17 protein-coding genes are annotated in these 18,993 nt (G+C 58.2%); 13 read left to right on the top strand and 4 right to left on the bottom strand.

The annotated features are described in order from the left end of the window. On the bottom strand, window positions 1–390 hold the full coding sequence (locus AB5Y86_RS06300; protein WP_005338753.1) for a type IV pilin protein: 390 nt from the start codon (window positions 388–390) through the stop codon (window positions 1–3). Between the two features lie 411 nt (window positions 391–801). On the opposite strand from AB5Y86_RS06300, the gene AB5Y86_RS06295 reads away from it, so the two are divergent. Then, a complete protein-coding gene (locus tag AB5Y86_RS06295; protein WP_368192416.1) occupies window positions 802–2,340 on the top strand; it encodes an AlkA N-terminal domain-containing protein in 1,539 nt (512 codons plus the stop codon). Continuing rightward, window positions 2,337–2,810 carry a methylated-DNA--[protein]-cysteine S-methyltransferase gene (locus AB5Y86_RS06290; RefSeq protein ID WP_368192415.1) on the top strand — a complete coding sequence of 158 codons (474 nt, stop codon included), beginning with the start codon at window positions 2,337–2,339 and terminating at the stop codon, window positions 2,808–2,810. The genes AB5Y86_RS06295 and AB5Y86_RS06290 overlap by 4 nt, the downstream gene beginning before the upstream one ends. Window positions 2,811–2,877: 67 nt before the next feature. Here the strand turns inward: AB5Y86_RS06290 and AB5Y86_RS06285 are convergent, their stop codons facing one another. From AB5Y86_RS06285 to AB5Y86_RS06275, 3 genes are all read right to left on the bottom strand, one after another. Next, a complete protein-coding gene (locus AB5Y86_RS06285; protein WP_368192414.1) occupies window positions 2,878–4,737 on the bottom strand; it encodes a U32 family peptidase in 1,860 nt (619 codons plus the stop codon). A 97-nt stretch (window positions 4,738–4,834) separates the two neighbouring features. After that, window positions 4,835–5,443: a LysE family translocator gene (locus tag AB5Y86_RS06280; protein ID WP_058057313.1), complete on the bottom strand. Its 609-nt coding sequence runs from the start codon at window positions 5,441–5,443 to the stop codon at window positions 4,835–4,837. 127 nt (window positions 5,444–5,570) lie between these two features. Further along, window positions 5,571–6,512, bottom strand: a complete 942-nt coding sequence (locus AB5Y86_RS06275) for a LysR family transcriptional regulator (RefSeq protein WP_368192413.1) — start codon at window positions 6,510–6,512, stop codon at window positions 5,571–5,573. 225 nt (window positions 6,513–6,737) lie between these two features. Here AB5Y86_RS06275 and AB5Y86_RS06270 point away from each other — a divergent pair, with 225 nt between their 5' ends. The 11 genes from AB5Y86_RS06270 to AB5Y86_RS06220 all read left to right on the top strand — a co-directional run bounded on the left by AB5Y86_RS06270 (window position 6,738) and on the right by AB5Y86_RS06220 (window position 18,973). Continuing rightward, window positions 6,738–7,826 (top strand): ketoacyl-ACP synthase III, encoded by a 1,089-nt coding sequence (locus AB5Y86_RS06270; protein ID WP_005358517.1) that lies wholly within the window; start codon window positions 6,738–6,740, stop codon window positions 7,824–7,826. Window positions 7,827–8,080: 254 nt separating this feature from the next. Further along, entirely contained in the window at window positions 8,081–9,295 is a 1,215-nt protein-coding gene (locus AB5Y86_RS06265; protein ID WP_368192412.1) for a methyl-accepting chemotaxis protein, read from the top strand. Window positions 9,296–9,304: 9 nt separating this feature from the next. Continuing rightward, window positions 9,305–9,673 (top strand): response regulator, encoded by a 369-nt coding sequence (locus AB5Y86_RS06260; RefSeq protein WP_005338778.1) that lies wholly within the window; start codon window positions 9,305–9,307, stop codon window positions 9,671–9,673. Between the two features lie 13 nt (window positions 9,674–9,686). Beyond that, window positions 9,687–10,013 (top strand): STAS domain-containing protein, encoded by a 327-nt coding sequence (locus AB5Y86_RS06255; protein ID WP_005349569.1) that lies wholly within the window; start codon window positions 9,687–9,689, stop codon window positions 10,011–10,013. Window positions 10,014–10,035: 22 nt separating this feature from the next. After that, entirely contained in the window at window positions 10,036–12,246 is a 2,211-nt protein-coding gene (locus AB5Y86_RS06250) for a chemotaxis protein CheA (protein ID WP_368192411.1), read from the top strand. A gap of 10 nt (window positions 12,247–12,256) precedes the next feature. Then, window positions 12,257–14,182 (top strand): methyl-accepting chemotaxis protein, encoded by a 1,926-nt coding sequence (locus AB5Y86_RS06245; RefSeq protein ID WP_368192410.1) that lies wholly within the window; start codon window positions 12,257–12,259, stop codon window positions 14,180–14,182. 12 nt (window positions 14,183–14,194) lie between these two features. Then, window positions 14,195–14,764 carry a chemotaxis protein CheW gene (locus AB5Y86_RS06240; RefSeq protein WP_042080654.1) on the top strand — a complete coding sequence of 190 codons (570 nt, stop codon included), beginning with the start codon at window positions 14,195–14,197 and terminating at the stop codon, window positions 14,762–14,764. Between the two features lie 43 nt (window positions 14,765–14,807). Continuing rightward, window positions 14,808–16,562, top strand: coding sequence for a methyl-accepting chemotaxis protein (locus AB5Y86_RS06235; RefSeq protein ID WP_236301481.1), 1,755 nt, complete (start codon window positions 14,808–14,810; stop codon window positions 16,560–16,562). A gap of 57 nt (window positions 16,563–16,619) precedes the next feature. Further along, window positions 16,620–17,423 carry a protein-glutamate O-methyltransferase CheR gene (locus tag AB5Y86_RS06230; protein WP_040068586.1) on the top strand — a complete coding sequence of 268 codons (804 nt, stop codon included), beginning with the start codon at window positions 16,620–16,622 and terminating at the stop codon, window positions 17,421–17,423. A gap of 3 nt (window positions 17,424–17,426) precedes the next feature. Then, window positions 17,427–17,918 carry a chemoreceptor glutamine deamidase CheD gene (gene cheD / locus AB5Y86_RS06225; RefSeq protein WP_005349556.1) on the top strand — a complete coding sequence of 164 codons (492 nt, stop codon included), beginning with the start codon at window positions 17,427–17,429 and terminating at the stop codon, window positions 17,916–17,918. Next, window positions 17,915–18,973, top strand: coding sequence for a chemotaxis response regulator protein-glutamate methylesterase (locus tag AB5Y86_RS06220; protein ID WP_021230370.1), 1,059 nt, complete (start codon window positions 17,915–17,917; stop codon window positions 18,971–18,973). The genes cheD and AB5Y86_RS06220 overlap by 4 nt, the downstream gene beginning before the upstream one ends. Window positions 18,974–18,993: the final 20 nt, after the last annotated feature.

Genomic DNA, 18,993 nt, shown 5'->3' with positions numbered 1-18,993 from the left:
TTATGATCCCCAGCAGTCATGGCGATTGGCCGCGCGATAACCGGTTTGATTGAGGGTCAGAGTGCCGCACTCATCCTGTTGTCGCGTCGTTGGAATAGCTTTGAGCAGGTAGTCGCCAGCATCTTGCTGGCTGTAGCTGAACTGGTAGAAATCCGTGTTGGAAGGGGTAGCAAACGTATCGGGATAACGGCCCTGTTGGGTATAGATACGTTCGAGGGCGAGCGCCTGCTCCAGCAATTGCTGCTGCGCTTCGTAACGACGTCCCTGTTGCAGATAACCCTGATACGCTGGCAACGCGATGGCCGCGAGAATGCTGACAACCGTCATGGCGATCAACAACTCGATCAGACTAAACCCCCGGCAATGGGGCCATGCCTTACAGTCGTTCACTTATCATCCTTGGCAAGTGTTGTTGTTATTGGTCGGCCTAAGGCCGCAGATGCGATGACTTAATAATCACCAAAAATTAACTGACTCGATTGAACAACACAAAATCACCACACTCAATGTAAAAAAGATAGTTATGTGATCTGTTATTAATTTTTAAGCAGTTTTCGCCGCCACTAATCTCGCTAAGCAAATAAAGCTAAGCCAATCGTGCCTACGACCCGTCCGTTATGCCCCCTTCTGTCGAGCCGCGATACATGAATAACAGCGTGACGAAGAGTGAAACCCGGCCGTGCAATAAAAGAGCAAAAAAACCTTTGGCCAATTTTTGCTATCCCTGTCCGTTTCTGGCTAGTCACAGCCCCTGAGCCCCCTTACTCTCTTGCCATCTATTCCAGCAAAGCCGCCCACACCATGAATGCAAAGCCCAGCCCAGAGTCGTCACAAGATGAGGTGATCAACACCCTCAGCCGTGAGCAGTGCCATGCCGCACGGCTCGCCCGCGATGCTCGCTTTGATGGCCGCTTCTTTACCGGCGTGCTCTCGACCGGCATCTACTGCCGGCCAGTCTGCCCAGCACGGCCACCGCACGAGCACAATGTGCGCTACTTCCAAAGCGCCGCGGCCGCCGAGCAGTATGGGCTGCGCCCCTGCCTGCGCTGCCGCCCCGAGCTGGCCCCCGCCGCCCGTGGCGATCTGCCGGTTGAACTGGTACGTCTGCTGGCGCGCATCGATCGCGGCGAGCTGGCTGAGGGCACGCTCGCTGAACTCGCCGCTGAGGCAGGGATCAGCGAACGCACGCTGCGCCGCCAGTTCGAGCAACATCTCGGCGCCTCGCCAAAACAGGTGGAGCAAACACGCCGCCTGCTGCTTGCAAAAAGGCTGCTGACCGAAACCGGGCTGCCCATTACCGACATCGCGTTTGCCGCTGGCTTTGCCAGCATCCGCCGCTTCAATGACGCCTGGCTGAACGCCTACGGGCTGGCCCCACGCACCCTGCGCCAACAAGAGGGTCATGCGCCAGAGCACATGAGCGCGCAGCCGCGCGGCGCAACCCTGACGCTGCAACTGCCCTACCGCCCTCCGTATGACGTGGCGGCCATGCTGGCGTTCTACCGGCTGCGGGCGATCCCCAGGCTGGAGCGGGTAGATGGTGAGGTGTATGAGCGGCGCTACCGGGTCGGCGATCAGGTCGCGCTGGTGCGCATCGCGCAGGGCAAGGGGCACAGCTTGCAACTCACAGTCCATGATCTGCCGCTCGCAGCGCTGCCCGATCTGCTCTATCGGGTGCGCAGGACGTGGGACCTCGATGCCGACATGCAGCGGATCGGAGATCTACTCGGTCAGGATCCGCTGCTCGCCCGCTTGCAGGCGCGCTGGCCCGGCGTGCGGCTGCCGGGTGGCTGGGACAAATACGAGGTGATGCTGCGCGCCATCGTCGGCCAGCAGGTCTCGGTCAAGGGAGCCATCACCATACTCGGGCGACTGGTAGCCCGTACCGAGGCGCAATTCGGGGTGGCGCAACTACCTACCCCCGCCCAGTTGTGCGAACTCGATCTCGACGGTATCGGCATGCCCGGCAGCCGCATTCGCACCCTGCGGGGAGTGGCGAAGGCACTGGCCAGCGGTGAGCTGACCCTCGCGACAGCCAGTGACGAGCAGTTGCTGGCGCTACCGGGTATAGGCCCCTGGACGGTCTCTTACTGGCGGCTGCGTTGCGGGCTGGATACCGATGCCTTCCCCGCCTCCGATCTGGTACTGCAAAAGGCTCTCGGAGGCGGCACCAAGCTGCCGGTGAAGGAGGTGTTGGCGCAAAGTGCAGCATGGCAGCCGTGGCGCAGCTATGCGGCCAGCTGGCTGTGGCATGCCATGAGTGCAGCGCCCGATTTTCTGATCCATGCCACTAGCAACGAAAACCAGCCGGATAACCAACAACAGGAGATAACCCCATGATCCGCTACGATATCCTGCCGACCCGCTGCGGCGATCTGCTGGTTGCCATCAACGAGTATGGCTTGGTGCACGTGGACTTTGTCGCGGGACTGCGGGCACTGCCCGATATGAGCGGCTGGCTGCAAGACCCCGCAGCGTTAGCCCCCTTCCTCGCCGAGTTTGACGTCTATTTTGCCGGTCGCTTGCAGCGCTTCTCCCTGCCCCTTGCGGCTCGTGGCACCGCCTTTCAGCAAGCGGTATGGCAAGCATTGTGCGACATCCCCTACGGCGAGACCCGCAGCTACAGCGATATTGCCCGCGCCATCGGCAAACCCGATGCGGTGCGAGCAGTGGGCGCGGCGAATGGACGCAATCCGCTCTCGATCATCGTTCCCTGCCATCGGGTGATCGGCCAAAACGGCAGCCTGACCGGCTATGCGGGGGGATTGGAGATTAAAAAAGCGCTGCTGGCGCTGGAGAGGGGCAATTAAAGGAGTCTGAGTAGAGTACCTGCGATAAAAAATTGCCCCTTTCCGGCTGGAGAAAGGGGCTCATTGATCAGCGTTTCAGGCTGCCCATCACATGCATTTCGCAGCGGTTACAGTCAAAACGCAGGCGGAAGGTGTCTTTACCCATCTTGAGTTCCAGCGGCTCGGCCTTGAGACCTGGCACCTCGTTCGGGCAGAGGTTCTGGCTATAGCGGATGCAATGCTTGGTGATCATCAGCACCACTTCCCGCTCCTCCTTGTTCGCCTCATAGGCGGGAGCAATCCGCTCCACCCCATGTTCGCGGAAGAACTGCTCGGCCGCGCTGTTCAGCACATTGCCAAGGTAGGAGAGACGGTGCTGGGGATAGCTGACATCGCGCAGGGCAATGCGCCGCTCCGGGCGCTGGTAACTGGCCACCCGCGCCGCCTCCAGCGCGGCGATGCCCTCCCGGCGCAAGCCGTTGAGCTGTGATGCAGCGATAAATAGCGGGTGAGTGAATGCCAACTCAATCTTGCGCGCCATAAACAGGGTATTACCGAGTTTACCAAGCTGATCCCGCGCCTGTTGCAGCGCCCGCTCCGGATTGTCGGCAGGCTGTTTGTCGCAAGGCAGGGTCACTGCGGCACTGATGCCCTGCTCGTCGGTGAGCGTGAGAATCACGCCCTCATCGTACTCAGCCAGCACCATATCGACCCGGATGCGGCGATCCGCGCTCGCCTTCTCCAGCATCTTGCTGAAAGCCTGATCGTGGTTGCGGTAGATTTCGGTCCCCACCTTTAGCCCTGGCATGCGTTCTGACAGGAGTAACTGCTTACCTTCGACCTTGTTGAGACGCATCCCCACCAGCTCCTTGTTCGGCTTAAAGAAGCCCAAACCGTCGCCGTTGTTGAGGGTGACCTGTTTGCCATCAATCTCGATACCGTCACGGGTCACCCTGGTGACACGCCCCAGCGGCTCGCCCACATATTTCGGGCTTTTGGTGGAGTCGATGCCCTGATGACGGCCATGGAGGAAGTAGTCGGTGCTGCCGCGGTTGAAGCTCTTTTTGGGGTCAGGCGTGAAGCTGTAGCTGCAACGGCCAGCAGAGGCTGCGACCAGATCGGAGCGACTATCGAGAATGGCGTCCAGCTTCTGGCGATACCAGGCAGTAACGTTTTTGACGTAGTCGAGCCCCTTGAGTCGCCCTTCAATCTTGAAGGAGCGGATCCCCGCCTCGATCAAGGCCTCCAGGTTATCGGTCTGATCCATATCCTTGAGCGAAAGCAGGTGGCTGTCGGCCACCAGCACTTCACCGTCCGGCTTTTGCAGCGAGCAGGGCAGACGGCAGAGCTGGGCACACTCGCCACGGTTGGCGCTGCGGCCGGTACGGGCATGGCTGATGTTGCACTGGCCGCTGTAGGAGACACAGAGCGCGCCGTGGATAAAGAACTCCAGCTGCACATTGGTCGCCGCGCTGATCTCGCGGATCTGCGCAAGAGACAGTTCGCGCGCCAGCACCACCTGAGAGAAACCCACATCCTGCAGAAACTTCACCTTCTCCGGCGTGCGGTTGTCGGTCTGGGTACTGGCATGAAGCGCGATGGGTGGCAGATCGAGCGCCAGCAGCCCCATATCCTGCACGATGAGCGCATCTGCTCCTGCTTCATAGATTTGGTGGGTCAGCCGCCGGGCCTGCTCCAGCTCATGATCATGCAGCAGGGTGTTGAAGGCGACAAAGACCTGGGCACCGAAGCGATGGGCGTGGCGCGCCAGCGCTTCGATATCCTCGATGGAGTTGCCCGCAGCGCTGCGGGCGCCAAAGGCTGGGCCGCCCATGTAAACGGCATCGGCGCCATGGTTGATGGCTTCGATGCCGTAGGCGAGGTTCTTGGCCGGAGCCAGCAGCTCCAACCGGTTGTTGTGGCTTAACGGGTGCTTGTTCTGGTGCATGGTCTCGGGATCAGGGCGGACAGCAAATGGGCGCTACTCTAGCCCATTCACCGCCCACGTGCCTTGATCCCGCTTAAGGTATCTGCGAAATGCAGGATTAGATAACCACCTTGAGTGCCAGTCCCAGCAGCACCAAGCCGCTCACCTTATCGATCACAAAGGATTTGGCTTTAAGCCACGCCAGCACAGGCCCGCGCGAGAGCACCAGCGCCACCAGCACGTACCAGACGGCATCGATCCCGCCCGCGGTGAGCATCATGATGCCCCCTTCGCTCCAGCCGGTATCGGCCCGCACAAACTGGCTGAACAGAGCGATGAAGAAAACCGCCAGCTGGGGGTTAAGGAAGGCAACCATAAAACCTTCAAAGGCCCCCTGCCGACCGCGCAGTTGATGCACCTCTTCATTCCCTTCGTCACTGGCTGGTTTTGCCAGCAGGGCTTTCACCCCAAGCCAGGCAAGAAATGCGGCGCCGCCGTAGCGGATCAGATCAAACAGGATAGGGGTCTGGGTGATCAGAATGGAGAGGCCAAGCGCGGTGACCAGCGCATAGATACCAACCCCGAGGCCATGACCAAGCGCGGTGGCGACGCCGTGCCCCTGCCCACCCTGCACCGTATTGCGGATGATCAGCGCCAGACTCGGCCCCGGGCTGATGGCCCCCATCACGCAGATTGCGGCCAGTGCCAGCCAACTCGTCAGTTCCATGCTTTTCCTCTTTTGCGCTCGATATAATGACCTGCACTCAGGGTACAGGCTGAGCCATTATGCCAGTAGTGAAAGTTATGAATAGAACCCATAACCCATGGCTATAGCGCCACACAACTGACTGGGGCTAACCACCGAGATCGAGCTGCTTGCGACTCTCGCCAACGGTGCGTTGCAGGTGATCCCGCAGGAATGGGTAGGCCAGCTCGCGAAACCAGCGGTGGGCCGGATCCTGATGGTGACGCTGATGCCATAGCAGATGATACTGCTGGTCGCGGGTAGCAAAGGGCAGATCGACAAAGATGAGCTCATGGCCGCAGGAGAGCTGCCAGGCGATATGAGCAGGGGTGGTCATCAGGCAATCGGTGCGCAGCAACACCTCCACAGCCGCCTGAAAGAAGGGAACTCTGGCAAACCAGCGCCGACTCAGTCCCTGCGGCGCCAACACCTGCTCCACCGGGCTGTCCTTGTCGCCACCGCCACTCACCTGCAGGTGAGGCCAGGCGAGATAGTCATCGAGATTAAGCGTCTTGCCTGCCAGCGGGTGGTGACGTCCCATCAGCACCGCCAGCCGATCTTCCCCCTGATGCAGACCACGGATCTGCTCCGGTACCTGCTCGGTGATGGTAGAGACCAGATCCAGCTCGGACTGCCACAGCTGCGGCAGCAGACGCTTGTCCCACAGGCTGTACTCCAGCGCCGCCAACGGCGCCTCTTTGGCGAGCGCGGCACAGATATCAGGCAGGATATGCTGGGCAACATAATCAGAAGAGGCGAGTCGAAATACCCGCTCGCAGCGGCTCGGGTCAAATCCGGGCGCCTCGTAGAGCCGCTCCAGCGCACCGAGAGAATCCGCCAGTTGAGCGGCCAGCGCTTCGGCCCGGGGCGTCAGCAGCCAGCGTTGCCCCTCCCGCACCAGCAACTCGTCGTCAAACTCGCTGCGCAACTGGGCAAGCTGCTTGCTGATGGAGGGCTGACTCAGGTGCAGCAGCTCGGCGGTGCGGCTGATATTGCGGGTCTCCAGCAGAACCTTGAGGGTCGGCAACAAGTTGAGATTGGCTCTGAGCAAGGAGATACCCTCATCGGTGGGAAACGCCTATCTTAGGGCAGAGGAGTCCCGCGTTTTAAGCAAAATTTCCTGCCATGTTCAGCACGTTGCAGCCCTTTGCGACCAGATGGCACAGCTGAGCCCCCCGCACATAACCATGACCACAAGATGACAGTGGTTGTCTCGTACGGCATAATTGCACGATTTTCCGCCCGCGGGCGATCCACTTTGAGAAGCGGTAACAAGATGAAATACGCCAATATCACCGGCTGGGGCAAATGCCTGCCTCCCTCCGTGCTGACCAACGACGACCTCAGCACCATCATGGATACGTCAGACGAGTGGATCTATCCGCGCACCGGCATCAAGGCCCGCCGGATCTCCCATGTCAGCACCTCGGATCTCGCCACCCTGGCCGGTCGCCGCGCGCTGGCCTGCGCCGGTCTGGAAGCCAGCGATCTCGATGGCATCATCCTGGCCACCGCAACCCCGGACAACCTGCTGCCAAGCGCAGCCTCTGCGGTGCAGAAGAAGCTTGGCGCCGTCAACGCCGCCGTGTTCGACCTCAACGCTGCCTGCACTGGTTTCGTCTACTCCCTTTCCGTCGCTACCTCGCTGGTGCAGACTGGCATGATGAAGAAGGTGCTGGTGATCGGCGCCGAGCGCCTCACCTACCTGCTGGACTGGGCGCGCCGCGATACCGCCGTGCTGTTTGGCGATGGTGCCGGTGCCGTGGTAATCGAGGCGAGCGAGCAGGAGTGTGGCCTGATCGCCAACAAGCTGGGCTGTGACAGCGAAGCGCGGGAGATCCTGCACGTACCAAACTTCGGTACCGATCGGGTGCGTTTTGCCGATATCGATGGGCTATTCACCTTCAACTTCGAAGGTCCGGAGATCTTCAAACGCGCCGTGCGCGGCATGGGGGAAGCCACCAGCACTGTATTGGCGCAGGCTGGCATTGCGCCGGAGCAGGTCGACCTAATCGTCCCCCATCAGGCCAACATCCGCATCATCGAAACCCTCGCCAAGCGGATGAACGCGCCGATGGAGAAGGTAATGGTCAACATCGAAAACTACGGCAACACCTCCGCCGCCACCGTGCCCATCGCCCTTTGCGAAGCGCTGGAACAGGGCCGCGTCAAGCCGAACTCCTATCTGCTGACCGCAGCCTTCGGTGCCGGTCTGACCTGGGGCGCCGCCATCATCAAGTGGGGCGATCGCGTCACCCCCATCAAGGCGTGCGATGCCGAACTGCCCACGTGCGACAAGAGCGCGCTGGAGCTCATCGCCCACGCCGTGGAAGGGTGCCAGAAGGCCCACGCCAACGAGGCCTGATCCTCATCAGGAGCCTGAATCCTCAGGCTCCTTCTCTCCTTTTCATCCCCACCTAGCACTCCCCCCCCACTTCGCAAGCCGCTTGATACAGCAATCGCTGATACAAACAACTCCGATTTGCAGCCAATTAATTTTTTTCCGCTAACCTTATTGTGCCAACTATAAATAAAGAAAAGAGCGTCAAGGGGCACCATGACTGTTTCGGTCCTGCGCCTTTACCTCTTACCAAATAATTGCACAGGGATAAGCTACGTATGGCACAACACAAAAGTGGCGTGAACACACCGCTTTGGGAACCGGTTTGCTGGATTTGCTGCATCGGTCTTGCTCTGCTGAGCTGCCTGTTGCTGCAGCTCGCCGATGCGCTGTCACCTCTCTACCTGCTGCTCAATGTGCTGGTTGCTATTGCCGCCGCGCTCTGGACATCAAATCACTTCCACCAGCACACACTCCGACATCGTGCAGGAGAGGAACAAACCGTCGCAACCGATCCTCTCGCCCACTCCATCATCGGGCTCGAACAGGTGTGCGAGAAGGCACTCCCCATCTGGTCCCAGCAAATTGAAAGCTCTCGTCAACAAACCGAAGCCGCGATGATTGACCTGACTCAACGCTTCAGCGGCTTGGCCAACAAGCTGGAAGAAGCCGTCAATGCTTCTCATCTGGCAGCCGGAGAACTGGGTGATGCCAATTCCCGTGGCATGACAGGAGTCTTGAGCGAGAGCCAGCAGCAACTCAATGAGGTAGTGGCCATCCTGCACTCCGCTCAGGCCAATCGGGACGCCATGCTGGGTGAGATAAAAAGCCTGACCACCTACACCATAGAGCTCAACACCATGGCCATGGATGTGGCCAAAATCGCCTCCCAGACCAACCTGCTGGCCCTCAACGCCGCCATTGAAGCGGCTCGCGCTGGGGAAGCTGGTCGTGGCTTTGCTGTGGTCGCGGATGAAGTGCGCAACCTCTCCCGCCTCTCCAGCGAAACCGCCCAGAAGATGACCGACAAGGTAGACACCATCAATACTGCTATCGGCCGCGCCTTCCAGATTGCCGAAAATGCTGCCGCACGGGATCACGCCTCGGCGCTCAACTCGGAGCAAACAATCGAACAGGTACTGGCCCGTTTTCGCCATGCCACTGACAGCCTGGCGGAATCCGCCTCCCTGCTGCAAAACGAGAGCACCGATATCCATCGCGAAATCTCCAGCGTCATTGTCTCGCTGCAATTTCAAGACAGAGTCAGCCAGATCCTCAGTCACGTCAGACAAAACATGGAGAGCCTCTCCAGCCATCTGGTTGCTTCGGAGCAGAGCAGCAATGCGACAGGGCTAATCCAGATCGATGCCAATCGCTGGCTGGCAGAGATGGAACTCTCATACGCCACCGACGAACAGCGCAATATTCACCATGGTCGCACCACCCGTTCTGTCAACGCGCAACCAAGTAGCGCCGACATCACATTTTTCTAGGAGAGAGATATGGGCAAAACGATCCTGATCGTGGATGACTCGGCAACTATTCGCCAAGTCGTGGGCATGACCCTCAAGGGCGCCGGTTATGAGGTCATGGAAGCCTCTGACGGCAAAGATGCGCTCAACAAACTTGATGGCAAGAAGATCAACCTGATCATCAGTGACGTCAACATGCCGAACATGGATGGCATCACCTTCGTCAAGGAGGCCAAAAAGCTGGCCAACTACAAATTTACCCCTGTCATCATGCTGACCACCGAGTCTCAGGACAGCAAGAAGCAGGAGGGACAAGCCGCAGGAGCCAAAGCCTGGGTGGTCAAACCCTTCCAGCCCGAACAGATGTTGGCCGCAGTCGCCAAGCTCATCATGCCGTGATCCGGAGCACATCATGCAACTACAGAGTGAGCTACTCGACAACAAGGTAGTGGTGACCATGCCGGACGAGATCACCATTTATACAGTCAGCGAGCTGAAAGATGCTCTCTCGCCCTTATTGCATCAGGGGAACGAACTGGAGCTGAATCTGGCGGCGGTATCCGAGATAGACAGCGCCGGGCTGCAACTGCTGCTGGCAGCGAAGAAGACCGCTCTGCAGCAGGGCACCTCCCTGGCGCTGGTCTGGCACAGCCATGTTGTGCTTGAACTGCTGGAGCTCTGCCAGCTCTCGGCCTTTTTTGGCGACCCCACCCTCATCACCCATGGCGAACGGCCCTGAGCCACCATGACAAGGAGTCACCGTGAGCATCGATCTTGATCAGGCTTTACAAACCTATATCGCCGAGGCACGCGAGTTGCTTGAAGAGATGGAGTCAGCCCTTCTATCACTGGAATCTGACCCTGACAATAGCGAGCTGATTGGTGCCATCTTTCGTGCTGCTCATACCATCAAGGGGTCGGCTGGCCTGTTTGGTCTGCAACCCATCGTCGGGTTTACCCATATTGTCGAGGATCTGCTAGACCAGATCCGCAATCAGCAGCTCACCGTCACCTCTCCTCTGATTAAGGATCTGCTGGAGAGCTGTGACCATATCCAGACGCTCATCAATGTCGTTGCAGAACAGGGCAGCACGTTAAGCGAGGGCGATGCCAACCAAGATGAACGGCTGAGGCTCACCCTCACTCGTCATCAGTGCGTCCCCCATGCCACGCTGCCAGATACTGTGCATACGCCGGAACCCAAGATCGAAAAAGAGGGAGGAATTACCAGCTCCGCCTCCCTGTGGCATATCTCCCTGCGTTTTGGTCCCGATGTGCTGCGCAATGGCATGGATCCAGCCGCATTTCTGCGCTATCTCGGCACTCTCGGAACCATATGCTCGGTGGAGACCATCCATCAGGCGCTACCGGATTGGGAACAGTTCGATCCGGAGAATTGCTACCTAGGCTACGAGATAGACTTCGACTCGCAGGCAGACAAGACGGCCATCAGCGATGTCTTTGAATTTGTCAGAGATGACTGCCAGATCACCATCTTGCCACCCCACAGCAAGATCGCCGAGTACATCAACCTGATCGAGTCGCTGCCTGAAGATAGCGCCATGTTGGGGCAGTTGCTGGTCAACACCGGCGCCCTGACGGCAGAGGAGTTAGCAAGCGGTCTGCAGGCACAACAAGCGACCCCGGCAGAACAAGCACCCAGACTCGGAGAAATCCTTATTGCGCAGGGTGCCGTCAACGAAGCCGTCGTCGATGCTGCTCTGAAAAAACAGAATCAGACCAAGGAGAGCAAGAGCAAAGAGGGCCGTTACGTCAGGGTGCATGCCGACAAGCTGGACGATCTAATCAATCTGGTCGGGGAGTTGGTAGTCGCCAGTTCAGGAGCCAATCTGCTGGCCCAACGTACACGCGAAAGCCAGCTGCAGGAAGCCACCTCGGTCATTGCCATGCTGGTGGAAGAGATCCGCGACAGTGCACTGCGCCTGCGCATGGTACCTATCGGCGATACCTTCAACCGCTTCCAGCGGGTGGTGCGCGATGTCAGTCAGGAACTGAACAAGGATATCACTCTGGTAATCTCTGGAGCCGAGACCGAACTGGACAAGTCGGTGGTAGAGAAAATCGGCGATCCGCTGATGCATCTGGTCAGAAACTCGATGGATCACGGCATCGAATCGGCAGAGCAACGACTGCTGGCAGGCAAACCCCCCCGTGGCACCCTGAATCTCAATGCCTATCACGACTCCAACAGTATCGTCATCGAAATTCGGGATGACGGTGCAGGTCTCAACAAAGCCAGGATCCAGCAAAAAGCCATCGAGCGCGGTCTGATCAGCCCAACCACCACGCTGACGGATCAGGAGATATACAACCTGATCTTCGAGCCGGGGTTCTCTACTGCCGAGGCGATAACCAACCTCTCCGGTCGCGGGGTGGGCATGGATGTCGTCAAACGCAACATCACTGCCCTGCGCGGCACGGTCGATCTGGACAGCATCCCGGGAAAAGGAACCCGTGTGCAGATCCGCCTGCCGCTTACCCTTGCCATCATCGACGGCTTCCTGGTGCGAGTCTGCGACACCCACTACGTCATTCCCCTCGATATGGTGATCGAGTGCGTTGAATTGACCCAGAGTGCACTGTCCGACACCCAGGGTCGCAATTACATCAATTTGCGTGGCGAGGTGCTGCCCTTTATCCGCCTGCAACACTACTTCGATACCAATGGCAGCAAAGGGCGGCGCGAGAACATTGTCGTGGTCAGCCATGCAGGCAAAAAATCCGGACTGGTGGTGGATGAACTGCTGGGAGAATTCCAGACCGTCATCAAACCGTTGGGAAAATTATTCCAGCGCCTGCAAGGCATCAGTGGCTCAACCATTCTGGGGGGGGGAGAGGTCGCCCTAATCCTCGACATTCCTTCGCTGATCCAGCACGCAATCACTCAGGAATCCTGTCAGCTCAACAGGTTGACAGTGTCGCGCAACCTGCCTCAATCCAGCATCAACTGAGGGGACCATCATGTTAAAAAATTCCACCATCAAATTGCGTCTTATCGTACTGCTCTGCATGCTCTGCCTGCTGCTGCTGGCCGTTGGCAGCCTCGGGTTATACAACATGCAGAGCAGCAATACCGGGTTGCAGCGCGTTTACAACGACAGGGTGGTTCCCCTCAAGCAGCTGAAGACCATCTCCGACAGCTATGCCGTCTCGATCATCGACAACCTCAACAAGGCCAATGCGGGGCTGATCCCGGCAGAAGAGGCTTTGAAGCAGATACAACAGGCCCAGCAGACAATCAAAAACGAGTGGCATCACTACCAGTCCACCACTCTCACACCGGATGAACAGCGTTTGTCAGCCGAGGCGACAACCCTGTTCAACGCGGCCGATACCGATATTGGCAAGCTGGAGAAATACCTCGCCACCCAGCACGGCATCATTACTGGCATGCTGAACACTTTTGACGGTGCCCTCTATGGCTCCATCGACCCGATAGGCAACAAAATCACCGAGCTGGTCAACCTGCAGCTCAATGTGGCCAAGTCGGAATATACCGCAGCGCAATCCTGGTATGACGTCATGCTGCTAACCATGGCGGTGGTTATCGCGGTCGGCATCGCACTCGCAGCCTGGTTTGGCACCTTGCTGATCAAAAGCATCATCACCCCCATCGAACAGGCTCTGCGCGTGGCCAATAGTCTGGCCGATGGCAATCTGGATGTATCGATCCAGATAGACTCCAACGATGAGGCGGGTCAGCTCTTGATGGCGATGGATAACATGGTCAAGAAACTGGGTGCCTTGATCACGGATATCGAGACCTTGGTCACCGCCGCTGTCGAACAGGGCGACTTCAGCCACAAGATTGCGCTGGATGATCGTCAGGGATATATCAAGCGGGTATCCGAGCTGCTGAATCGCCTCTCCCATGTGACAGATACCAGTCTGGAAGATGTGATGCGCATCGCCACCGCGCTCTCCAAAGGGGATCTGACCCAACGGATCGATGAGCCCTACCCAGGTATTTTCGGCCAGACCAAAGACGGCCTCAACCGGACCATCACTGCGCTGACCAATATCATCGAAGAAGTACGCAACGCCGCCGACAACCTGACCAATGCCTCCAATCAGGTGAGCAACACGGCGCAGGCATTGAGCCAGGCCACCAGCGAGCAAGCAGCCAGCGTTGAAGAGACCAGCGCCTCTATCGAGCAGATGAGCGCCAGCATCAATCAGAACACCGAGAACGCCAAGATCACCGACAGCATGGCCAGCAACTCGGTGCTGGAGGCAACCGAAGGGGGCCAATCCGTTCAACAGACGGTGACCGCCATGCAGCAAATCGCCAAGAAAGTCAGCATCATCGACGACATTGCCTACCAGACCAACCTGCTTGCCCTCAACGCCGCCATCGAGGCGGCTCGCGCCGGGGAGCATGGCAAAGGCTTCGCAGTGGTTGCGGCCGAGGTGAGAAAACTGGCAGAGCGCAGCCAGATCGCAGCGCAGGAGATTGGCGAGCTCTCCTCCGACAGCGTCAGCAAGGCAGAGCGGGCTGGCAACCTGCTGGAGAGGATCGTCCCCTCCATTCGCAAGACCTCTGACCTGGTACAAGAGATCAATGCCGCCTCAGGCGAACAAGCCAGTGCAGCCAACCAGATCAGTCTGGCCATGAACCAGCTTAATCAGGTGACACAGCAGAATGCGGCCAGCAGCGAGGAGCTGGCGGCCACGGCCGAAGAGATGAGCTCACAAGCCAGCGAACTGCAGCAAACCATGGCCTTTTTTGCTCTGGAAAAAAGTGCGCAACTCAACACCAGGCCCCATGAAACCGGCCACAAGGGCATTCCCCCCAGAGGCAGTTTCATCGCCCCCCCACAACGGGCCAGCCAGCCCAATCAACCATCATCCCATTCCATTGATGACGCGGATTTTGTCCGCTTTTAACCGGAGGCGACCATGCATACATCCACCGACATCACGGTGCCATCAGCGGCCGCTGACGAGAGCAGTGGCGATGCCCAGTACCTGACATTTCTGATCAACAACGAGATGTTCGCCATCAATATTCTGGGGGTCAAAGAGATCATCGAATACGGCAATATCACTCCGGTTCCGATGATGCCGGGTTTTATTCGCGGCGTAATCAACCTCAGAGGAGCGGTAGTGTCGGTCGTAGACTTGAATGCCCGCTTTGGCAATGCACCTTCGGTCATTACTCGCCGCAGTTGCATCGTCATTATTGAGGGGGTGGCCCCGCAGGGCGATGAACCTGTAGGTCAGGATATTGGCGTTGTGGTGGATTCCGTATCGGAAGTACTGGGTATCCCACAAGCAGATATCGAGCCCCCACCCAGTTTTGGTGCCCGCATCCGGGCCGATTTCATCAGCGGCATGGGCAAGGTCAACGGCAAATTCGTCATCCTCATCGATACCGGGAAAGTGTTGTCACTCGATGAGATGGCTCAACTCAACGAACTGGCCCAGCCACAGGCAAGGTTGCCACAAGGCAACCTGCAACCCTCCTGAAAAGGCCTCCATACTCCACGACATGCAGCATAAGGAAACGCTCATGACCCAATCACTCTTAGGAAAACTCTTCGGAGACAATGCCACCGAAGTGAGGCAGCGGACCCAGTTACTCGACGCAATCGGCCAGCTGCAACACGCAGTCCTGGCAGAGCAGGTTCCAGCACCACTCGATCTTTCCGGTATGGACAGTCCCTTTCGTGAAGTAGGACATGCCATCAACGAGGTGGTCACCTTGCTCAGCGACAAGCTGGAACAGAGCCGCAACGACATTAAAAAGAATCAGATGTTGCTCCATGAGAACCAGCTGGTTCGCAAAGCACTCGACTGCGCCAGCACCAACGTGATGATTGCCGATACCAACCTCGACATTATCTATATGAATGAGGCAGTGACCGGCATGCTCAATCAGGCTGAGACCGACATCAAGAAAGAGCTATACAGCTTCAACGCCAATCAGCTGATGGGCGCCAACATCGACAGCTTTCATAAAAATCCCGGCCATCAGCGCGCCATGCTGGCCAAACTCAACAGCACCTACCGTACCCAGATCCAGCTGGGGGGGCGCACCTTCTCCCTGATCGCCAATCCGGTCTTCAACGATACCGGTGAACGGTTGGGGTCCGTGGTCGAATGGGCCGACAGAACCAAGGAGGTGATGATAGAGAAAGAGATGTCCGACATCGTGCAGGCCGTGATTAATGGCGAGCTGCACCGCAGGATGGAACTTGCTGGCAAGAGCGGCTTCTTTCAGGCGATGGGAGAAGGGATCAACCAGATTGCCGAAGTGATCGACAGCACCCTCAACGACGTCATCCGGGTCGTGCAATGTCTGGCAAAAGGGGATCTGACCCAACAGATTGAGGCGGACTACCCCGGCGTGTTTGGCACCACCAAGGATGCGCTCAACAAGACCATCGCATCGCTCACCAACATCGTCACCGAAGTGCGCGGCGCCTCTGACAACCTCTCCAGTGCCGCCGAGCAGGTAAGCGCGACCGCCCAGTCGATCAGCCAATCCAGCAGTGAACAGGCCTCCAGTATGGAGGAGACCAGCGCCTCCATCGAGCAGATGAGCGCCAGCATCAACCAGAATACCGACAATGCCCAGGTCACCGATGGCATGGCCAGCAAGGCAGCCAAAGAGGCCGTAGAGGGAGGAGAAGCGGTCAAACTGACTGTGGATGCCATGAAGCAGATCGCCAGACGGATTGGCATCATCGATGACATCGCCTACCAGACCAATCTGTTGGCACTCAACGCAGCTATCGAAGCGGCGCGGGCAGGCGATCACGGCAAAGGCTTTGCCGTAGTGGCGGCGGAGGTGCGCAAACTGGCCGAACGCAGCCAGGTGGCAGCACAGGAGATTGGTGAGCTGGCCTCCAGCAGTGTCGAGATGGCGGAAAAAGCAGGTCGCCTGCTCGATCAGATGGTTCCTTCCATCAACAAAACCTCGGATCTGGTGCAGGAGATCAGTGCCGCTTCGGTAGAGCAATCCACCGGTGTCAGCCAAATCAATCAGGCTATGAACCAGTTGAGCCAGGTTACCCAGCAGAATGCCTCTTGCAGCGAAGAGCTGGCTGCCACAGCAGAAGAGATGAGCAGCCAGGCTGAACAGCTGCAGCTGGCCATGGAGTTCTTTACCCTGGAGGTCCACGCCAAAGAAGGTAAAGCAGCCACCTCGCATCTTCACCCCAATACCCGAGGCCGCTTTATGAACGAGAGCAATGCCAACAGTCGGGAACGAGCCGCCACAGTCCAACGCCCCATCGGCGATGGCGATTTTGTGCGGTTCTAGTCACGGGAGAGGCGTTGCCTCTCCCATCTCCGACACCACAGGTAGAGGGACTGTTTTTTGTATCAAACCCAGCTGCATGATGATGAGTTCTCCCGTTTCCAACGCTGGCTTCATCAAACGGCGGGGATAGAGCTGTCTCCTGCCAAGAAGGCGCTGGTAGCCAGCCGCCTGGCGAAACGCCTCTGCCACTATGAGCTGGATAGTTATGACGACTACTTCCAGCTCATCATGAACGATCGCAGCAGCGAACTGCAGCTGGCGCTTGATCTCCTTACCACCAACGAAACCTACTTTTTCAGGGAGCCCAAACACTTCGAGTTTTTAACGCGAGAGATAGTCTCAGCGCTCCCGCCCGAGCAACCACTGCGGGTCTGGAGCGCTGCCAGCTCATCCGGCGAGGAGCCCTACAGTCTGGCCATGACCCTCGCGGAAAAACGCAGCACCTTCAACTGGGAAATCCTGGCCTCCGATATCTCGTCCCGGGTGCTGGAACAGGCGATGAGCGGTCGCTACCCCATCGAGCGGGCGCAAAATATTCCACTGCCCTTTTTGATGAAATATTGCCTCAAGGGTGTGGGCCTGCAGGAGGGCATCTTCATCATTGATCGCAAGTTGCGGGACAAGGTGCAGTTCATGCAGATCAACCTCAATCAGGATCTGCCGGACATCGGCATGTTTGACGTCATCTTCATCAGAAACGTGATGATCTACTTCAACAAGGAGACCAAAGGGCAAGTATTGCAGCGGCTGGTACCCAGACTCAAACCCGGTGGCTACCTGCTGGTGAGCCACGCCGAGAGCCTGCATGGCCTGCACCACGGCCTGCAGCTTGTATCGCCTTCCATCTATCAGAAGAGATAAGTCATGACTCGGGAGGTGATCCTGCAACCGGGAGAGCTCTTTTTTGGCAAGGAGGATGTGGTGGTCAGAACCGTACTGGGCTCCTGTATTGCCATCACCTTGTGGCATCCGGAGCAGAAACAGGGAGGAATGTGTCACTACATGCTGCCAAGTCGGCGCAATCCCTCTACCAAGCTGGATGGGCGCTATGCCGATGAGGCCCTCGCCTTGCTGCTGCAAGCGGCCAGTCACTATCCCGCCCCTATCCATGAATATGAGGCCAAGTTGTTCGGGGGTGGCAACATGTTTACCGAGCCTCAATACGCACAGAGCGACAACAATGTCGCCGCCAAAAATATTCAGGCAGCCTGGCAGCTGACCCGACACCTTGGCCTTGATATCAAGGCTCATCATCTTGGCCATAGCGGCCACCGAAGCTTGCTCTTTGAGCTCAGCAACGGCAGTGTCTGGCTCCGCCATCATCGTCTGCCACATCAACGGGAGTCGCGAGAATGAAGCAGATCCGGGTCATGCTGGTGGATGATTCCGCCGTGGTCAGGCAGGTATTGCAAGCGGTACTGGAGCAGGAGCCCGATATCCGGGTGATAGCCACGGCATCGGATCCCCTGTTTGCCCAGGAAAAACTGAAGAAAGAGTGGCCTGACGTCATAGTGCTCGATGTGGAGATGCCCCGTATGGATGGCATCACTTTTCTCACCAAGATCATGGCAGAGCATCCAACCCCGGTGGTGATCTGCTCCTCCCTCACCGAAAAGGGGGCCGAGACCACCCTGCAGGCAATGGCTGCCGGCGCGGTGGACATCATCACCAAGCCGACCATGGGGATAAAAAGCTTTCTGCAAGAATCTGCCCACGACCTGGCTATGGCGGTACGTGCTGCGGCCCAGGCCAATCTCAAGCGCGTGGGCAAGCCATCCTCTGTGCCGGTCAGCACCAAACTCAACGCGGATGCCATGCTGGCGCCCAACCAGCACGCCATGGCACAAACCACAGAGCGGCTCATCGCCATCGGCACCTCGACCGGCGGCACCCAGGCCCTGGAAGCCGTGCTGACTGCCTTGCCCCGGGTCAGCCCCGGCATTGTCATCGTGCAGCACATGCCGGAGAAATTTACCGCCATGTTTGCAGAACGCCTGAACGGGGTCTGCCAGATAGAAGTGCGGGAGGCGAGGAACAATGACCGGGTGATCCCGGGCCTGGCGCTGATTGCCCCCGGAGGCAAGCATATGCTGCTCAAGCGCAGCGGTGCCTACTATCACGTCGAGGTGGTCGACGGGCCGCTTATCAACCGTCATCGCCCGTCGGTGGATGTGCTGTTTCGTTCCGTCGCCAAATATGCCGGCAAGAATGCAACCGGCATCATCATGACCGGCATGGGGGATGACGGTGCCCGGGGATTGCGCGAGATGCTGGATGCGGGTGCCAACACCTATGCCCAGGATGAGGCCTCCTGCGTGGTCTTCGGCATGCCCAAGGAGGCGATCAAGCTGGGAGCAGCCCGTCATGTGCTCCCCTTGCAAGAGATGCAGTTCGCCATCCTCGGCAAGTAATCCCTTATCGCGCGTTTTGC

This window comes from Aeromonas sp. s8, from assembly GCF_040907785.1.
GTDB lineage: Bacteria > Pseudomonadota > Gammaproteobacteria > Enterobacterales > Aeromonadaceae > Aeromonas > Aeromonas veronii.
Note: the sequence above shows the minus strand (reverse complement) of the source record. Positions and strands in the feature narration are given on the sequence as shown.

What these genes read in the sequence shown, in the direction of transcription:
- AB5Y86_RS06290 (WP_368192415.1), top strand. Translation starts at nt 2,337, where the DNA reads ATGATCCGCTACGATATCCTGCCGACCCGCTGCGGCGATCTGCTGGTT.
- AB5Y86_RS06235 (WP_236301481.1), top strand. Translation starts at nt 14,808, where the DNA reads ATGACCCAATCACTCTTAGGAAAACTCTTCGGAGACAATGCCACCGAA.
- AB5Y86_RS06240 (WP_042080654.1), top strand. Translation starts at nt 14,195, where the DNA reads ATGCATACATCCACCGACATCACGGTGCCATCAGCGGCCGCTGACGAG.
- AB5Y86_RS06265 (WP_368192412.1), top strand. Translation starts at nt 8,081, where the DNA reads ATGGCACAACACAAAAGTGGCGTGAACACACCGCTTTGGGAACCGGTT.
- AB5Y86_RS06285 (WP_368192414.1), bottom strand. Translation starts at nt 4,737, where the DNA reads ATGCACCAGAACAAGCACCCGTTAAGCCACAACAACCGGTTGGAGCTG.
- AB5Y86_RS06255 (WP_005349569.1), top strand. Translation starts at nt 9,687, where the DNA reads ATGCAACTACAGAGTGAGCTACTCGACAACAAGGTAGTGGTGACCATG.
- AB5Y86_RS06295 (WP_368192416.1), top strand. Translation starts at nt 802, where the DNA reads ATGAATGCAAAGCCCAGCCCAGAGTCGTCACAAGATGAGGTGATCAAC.
- AB5Y86_RS06220 (WP_021230370.1), top strand. Translation starts at nt 17,915, where the DNA reads ATGAAGCAGATCCGGGTCATGCTGGTGGATGATTCCGCCGTGGTCAGG.
- AB5Y86_RS06270 (WP_005358517.1), top strand. Translation starts at nt 6,738, where the DNA reads ATGAAATACGCCAATATCACCGGCTGGGGCAAATGCCTGCCTCCCTCC.
- cheD (WP_005349556.1), top strand. Translation starts at nt 17,427, where the DNA reads ATGACTCGGGAGGTGATCCTGCAACCGGGAGAGCTCTTTTTTGGCAAG.
- AB5Y86_RS06280 (WP_058057313.1), bottom strand. Translation starts at nt 5,443, where the DNA reads ATGGAACTGACGAGTTGGCTGGCACTGGCCGCAATCTGCGTGATGGGG.
- AB5Y86_RS06245 (WP_368192410.1), top strand. Translation starts at nt 12,257, where the DNA reads ATGTTAAAAAATTCCACCATCAAATTGCGTCTTATCGTACTGCTCTGC.
- AB5Y86_RS06260 (WP_005338778.1), top strand. Translation starts at nt 9,305, where the DNA reads ATGGGCAAAACGATCCTGATCGTGGATGACTCGGCAACTATTCGCCAA.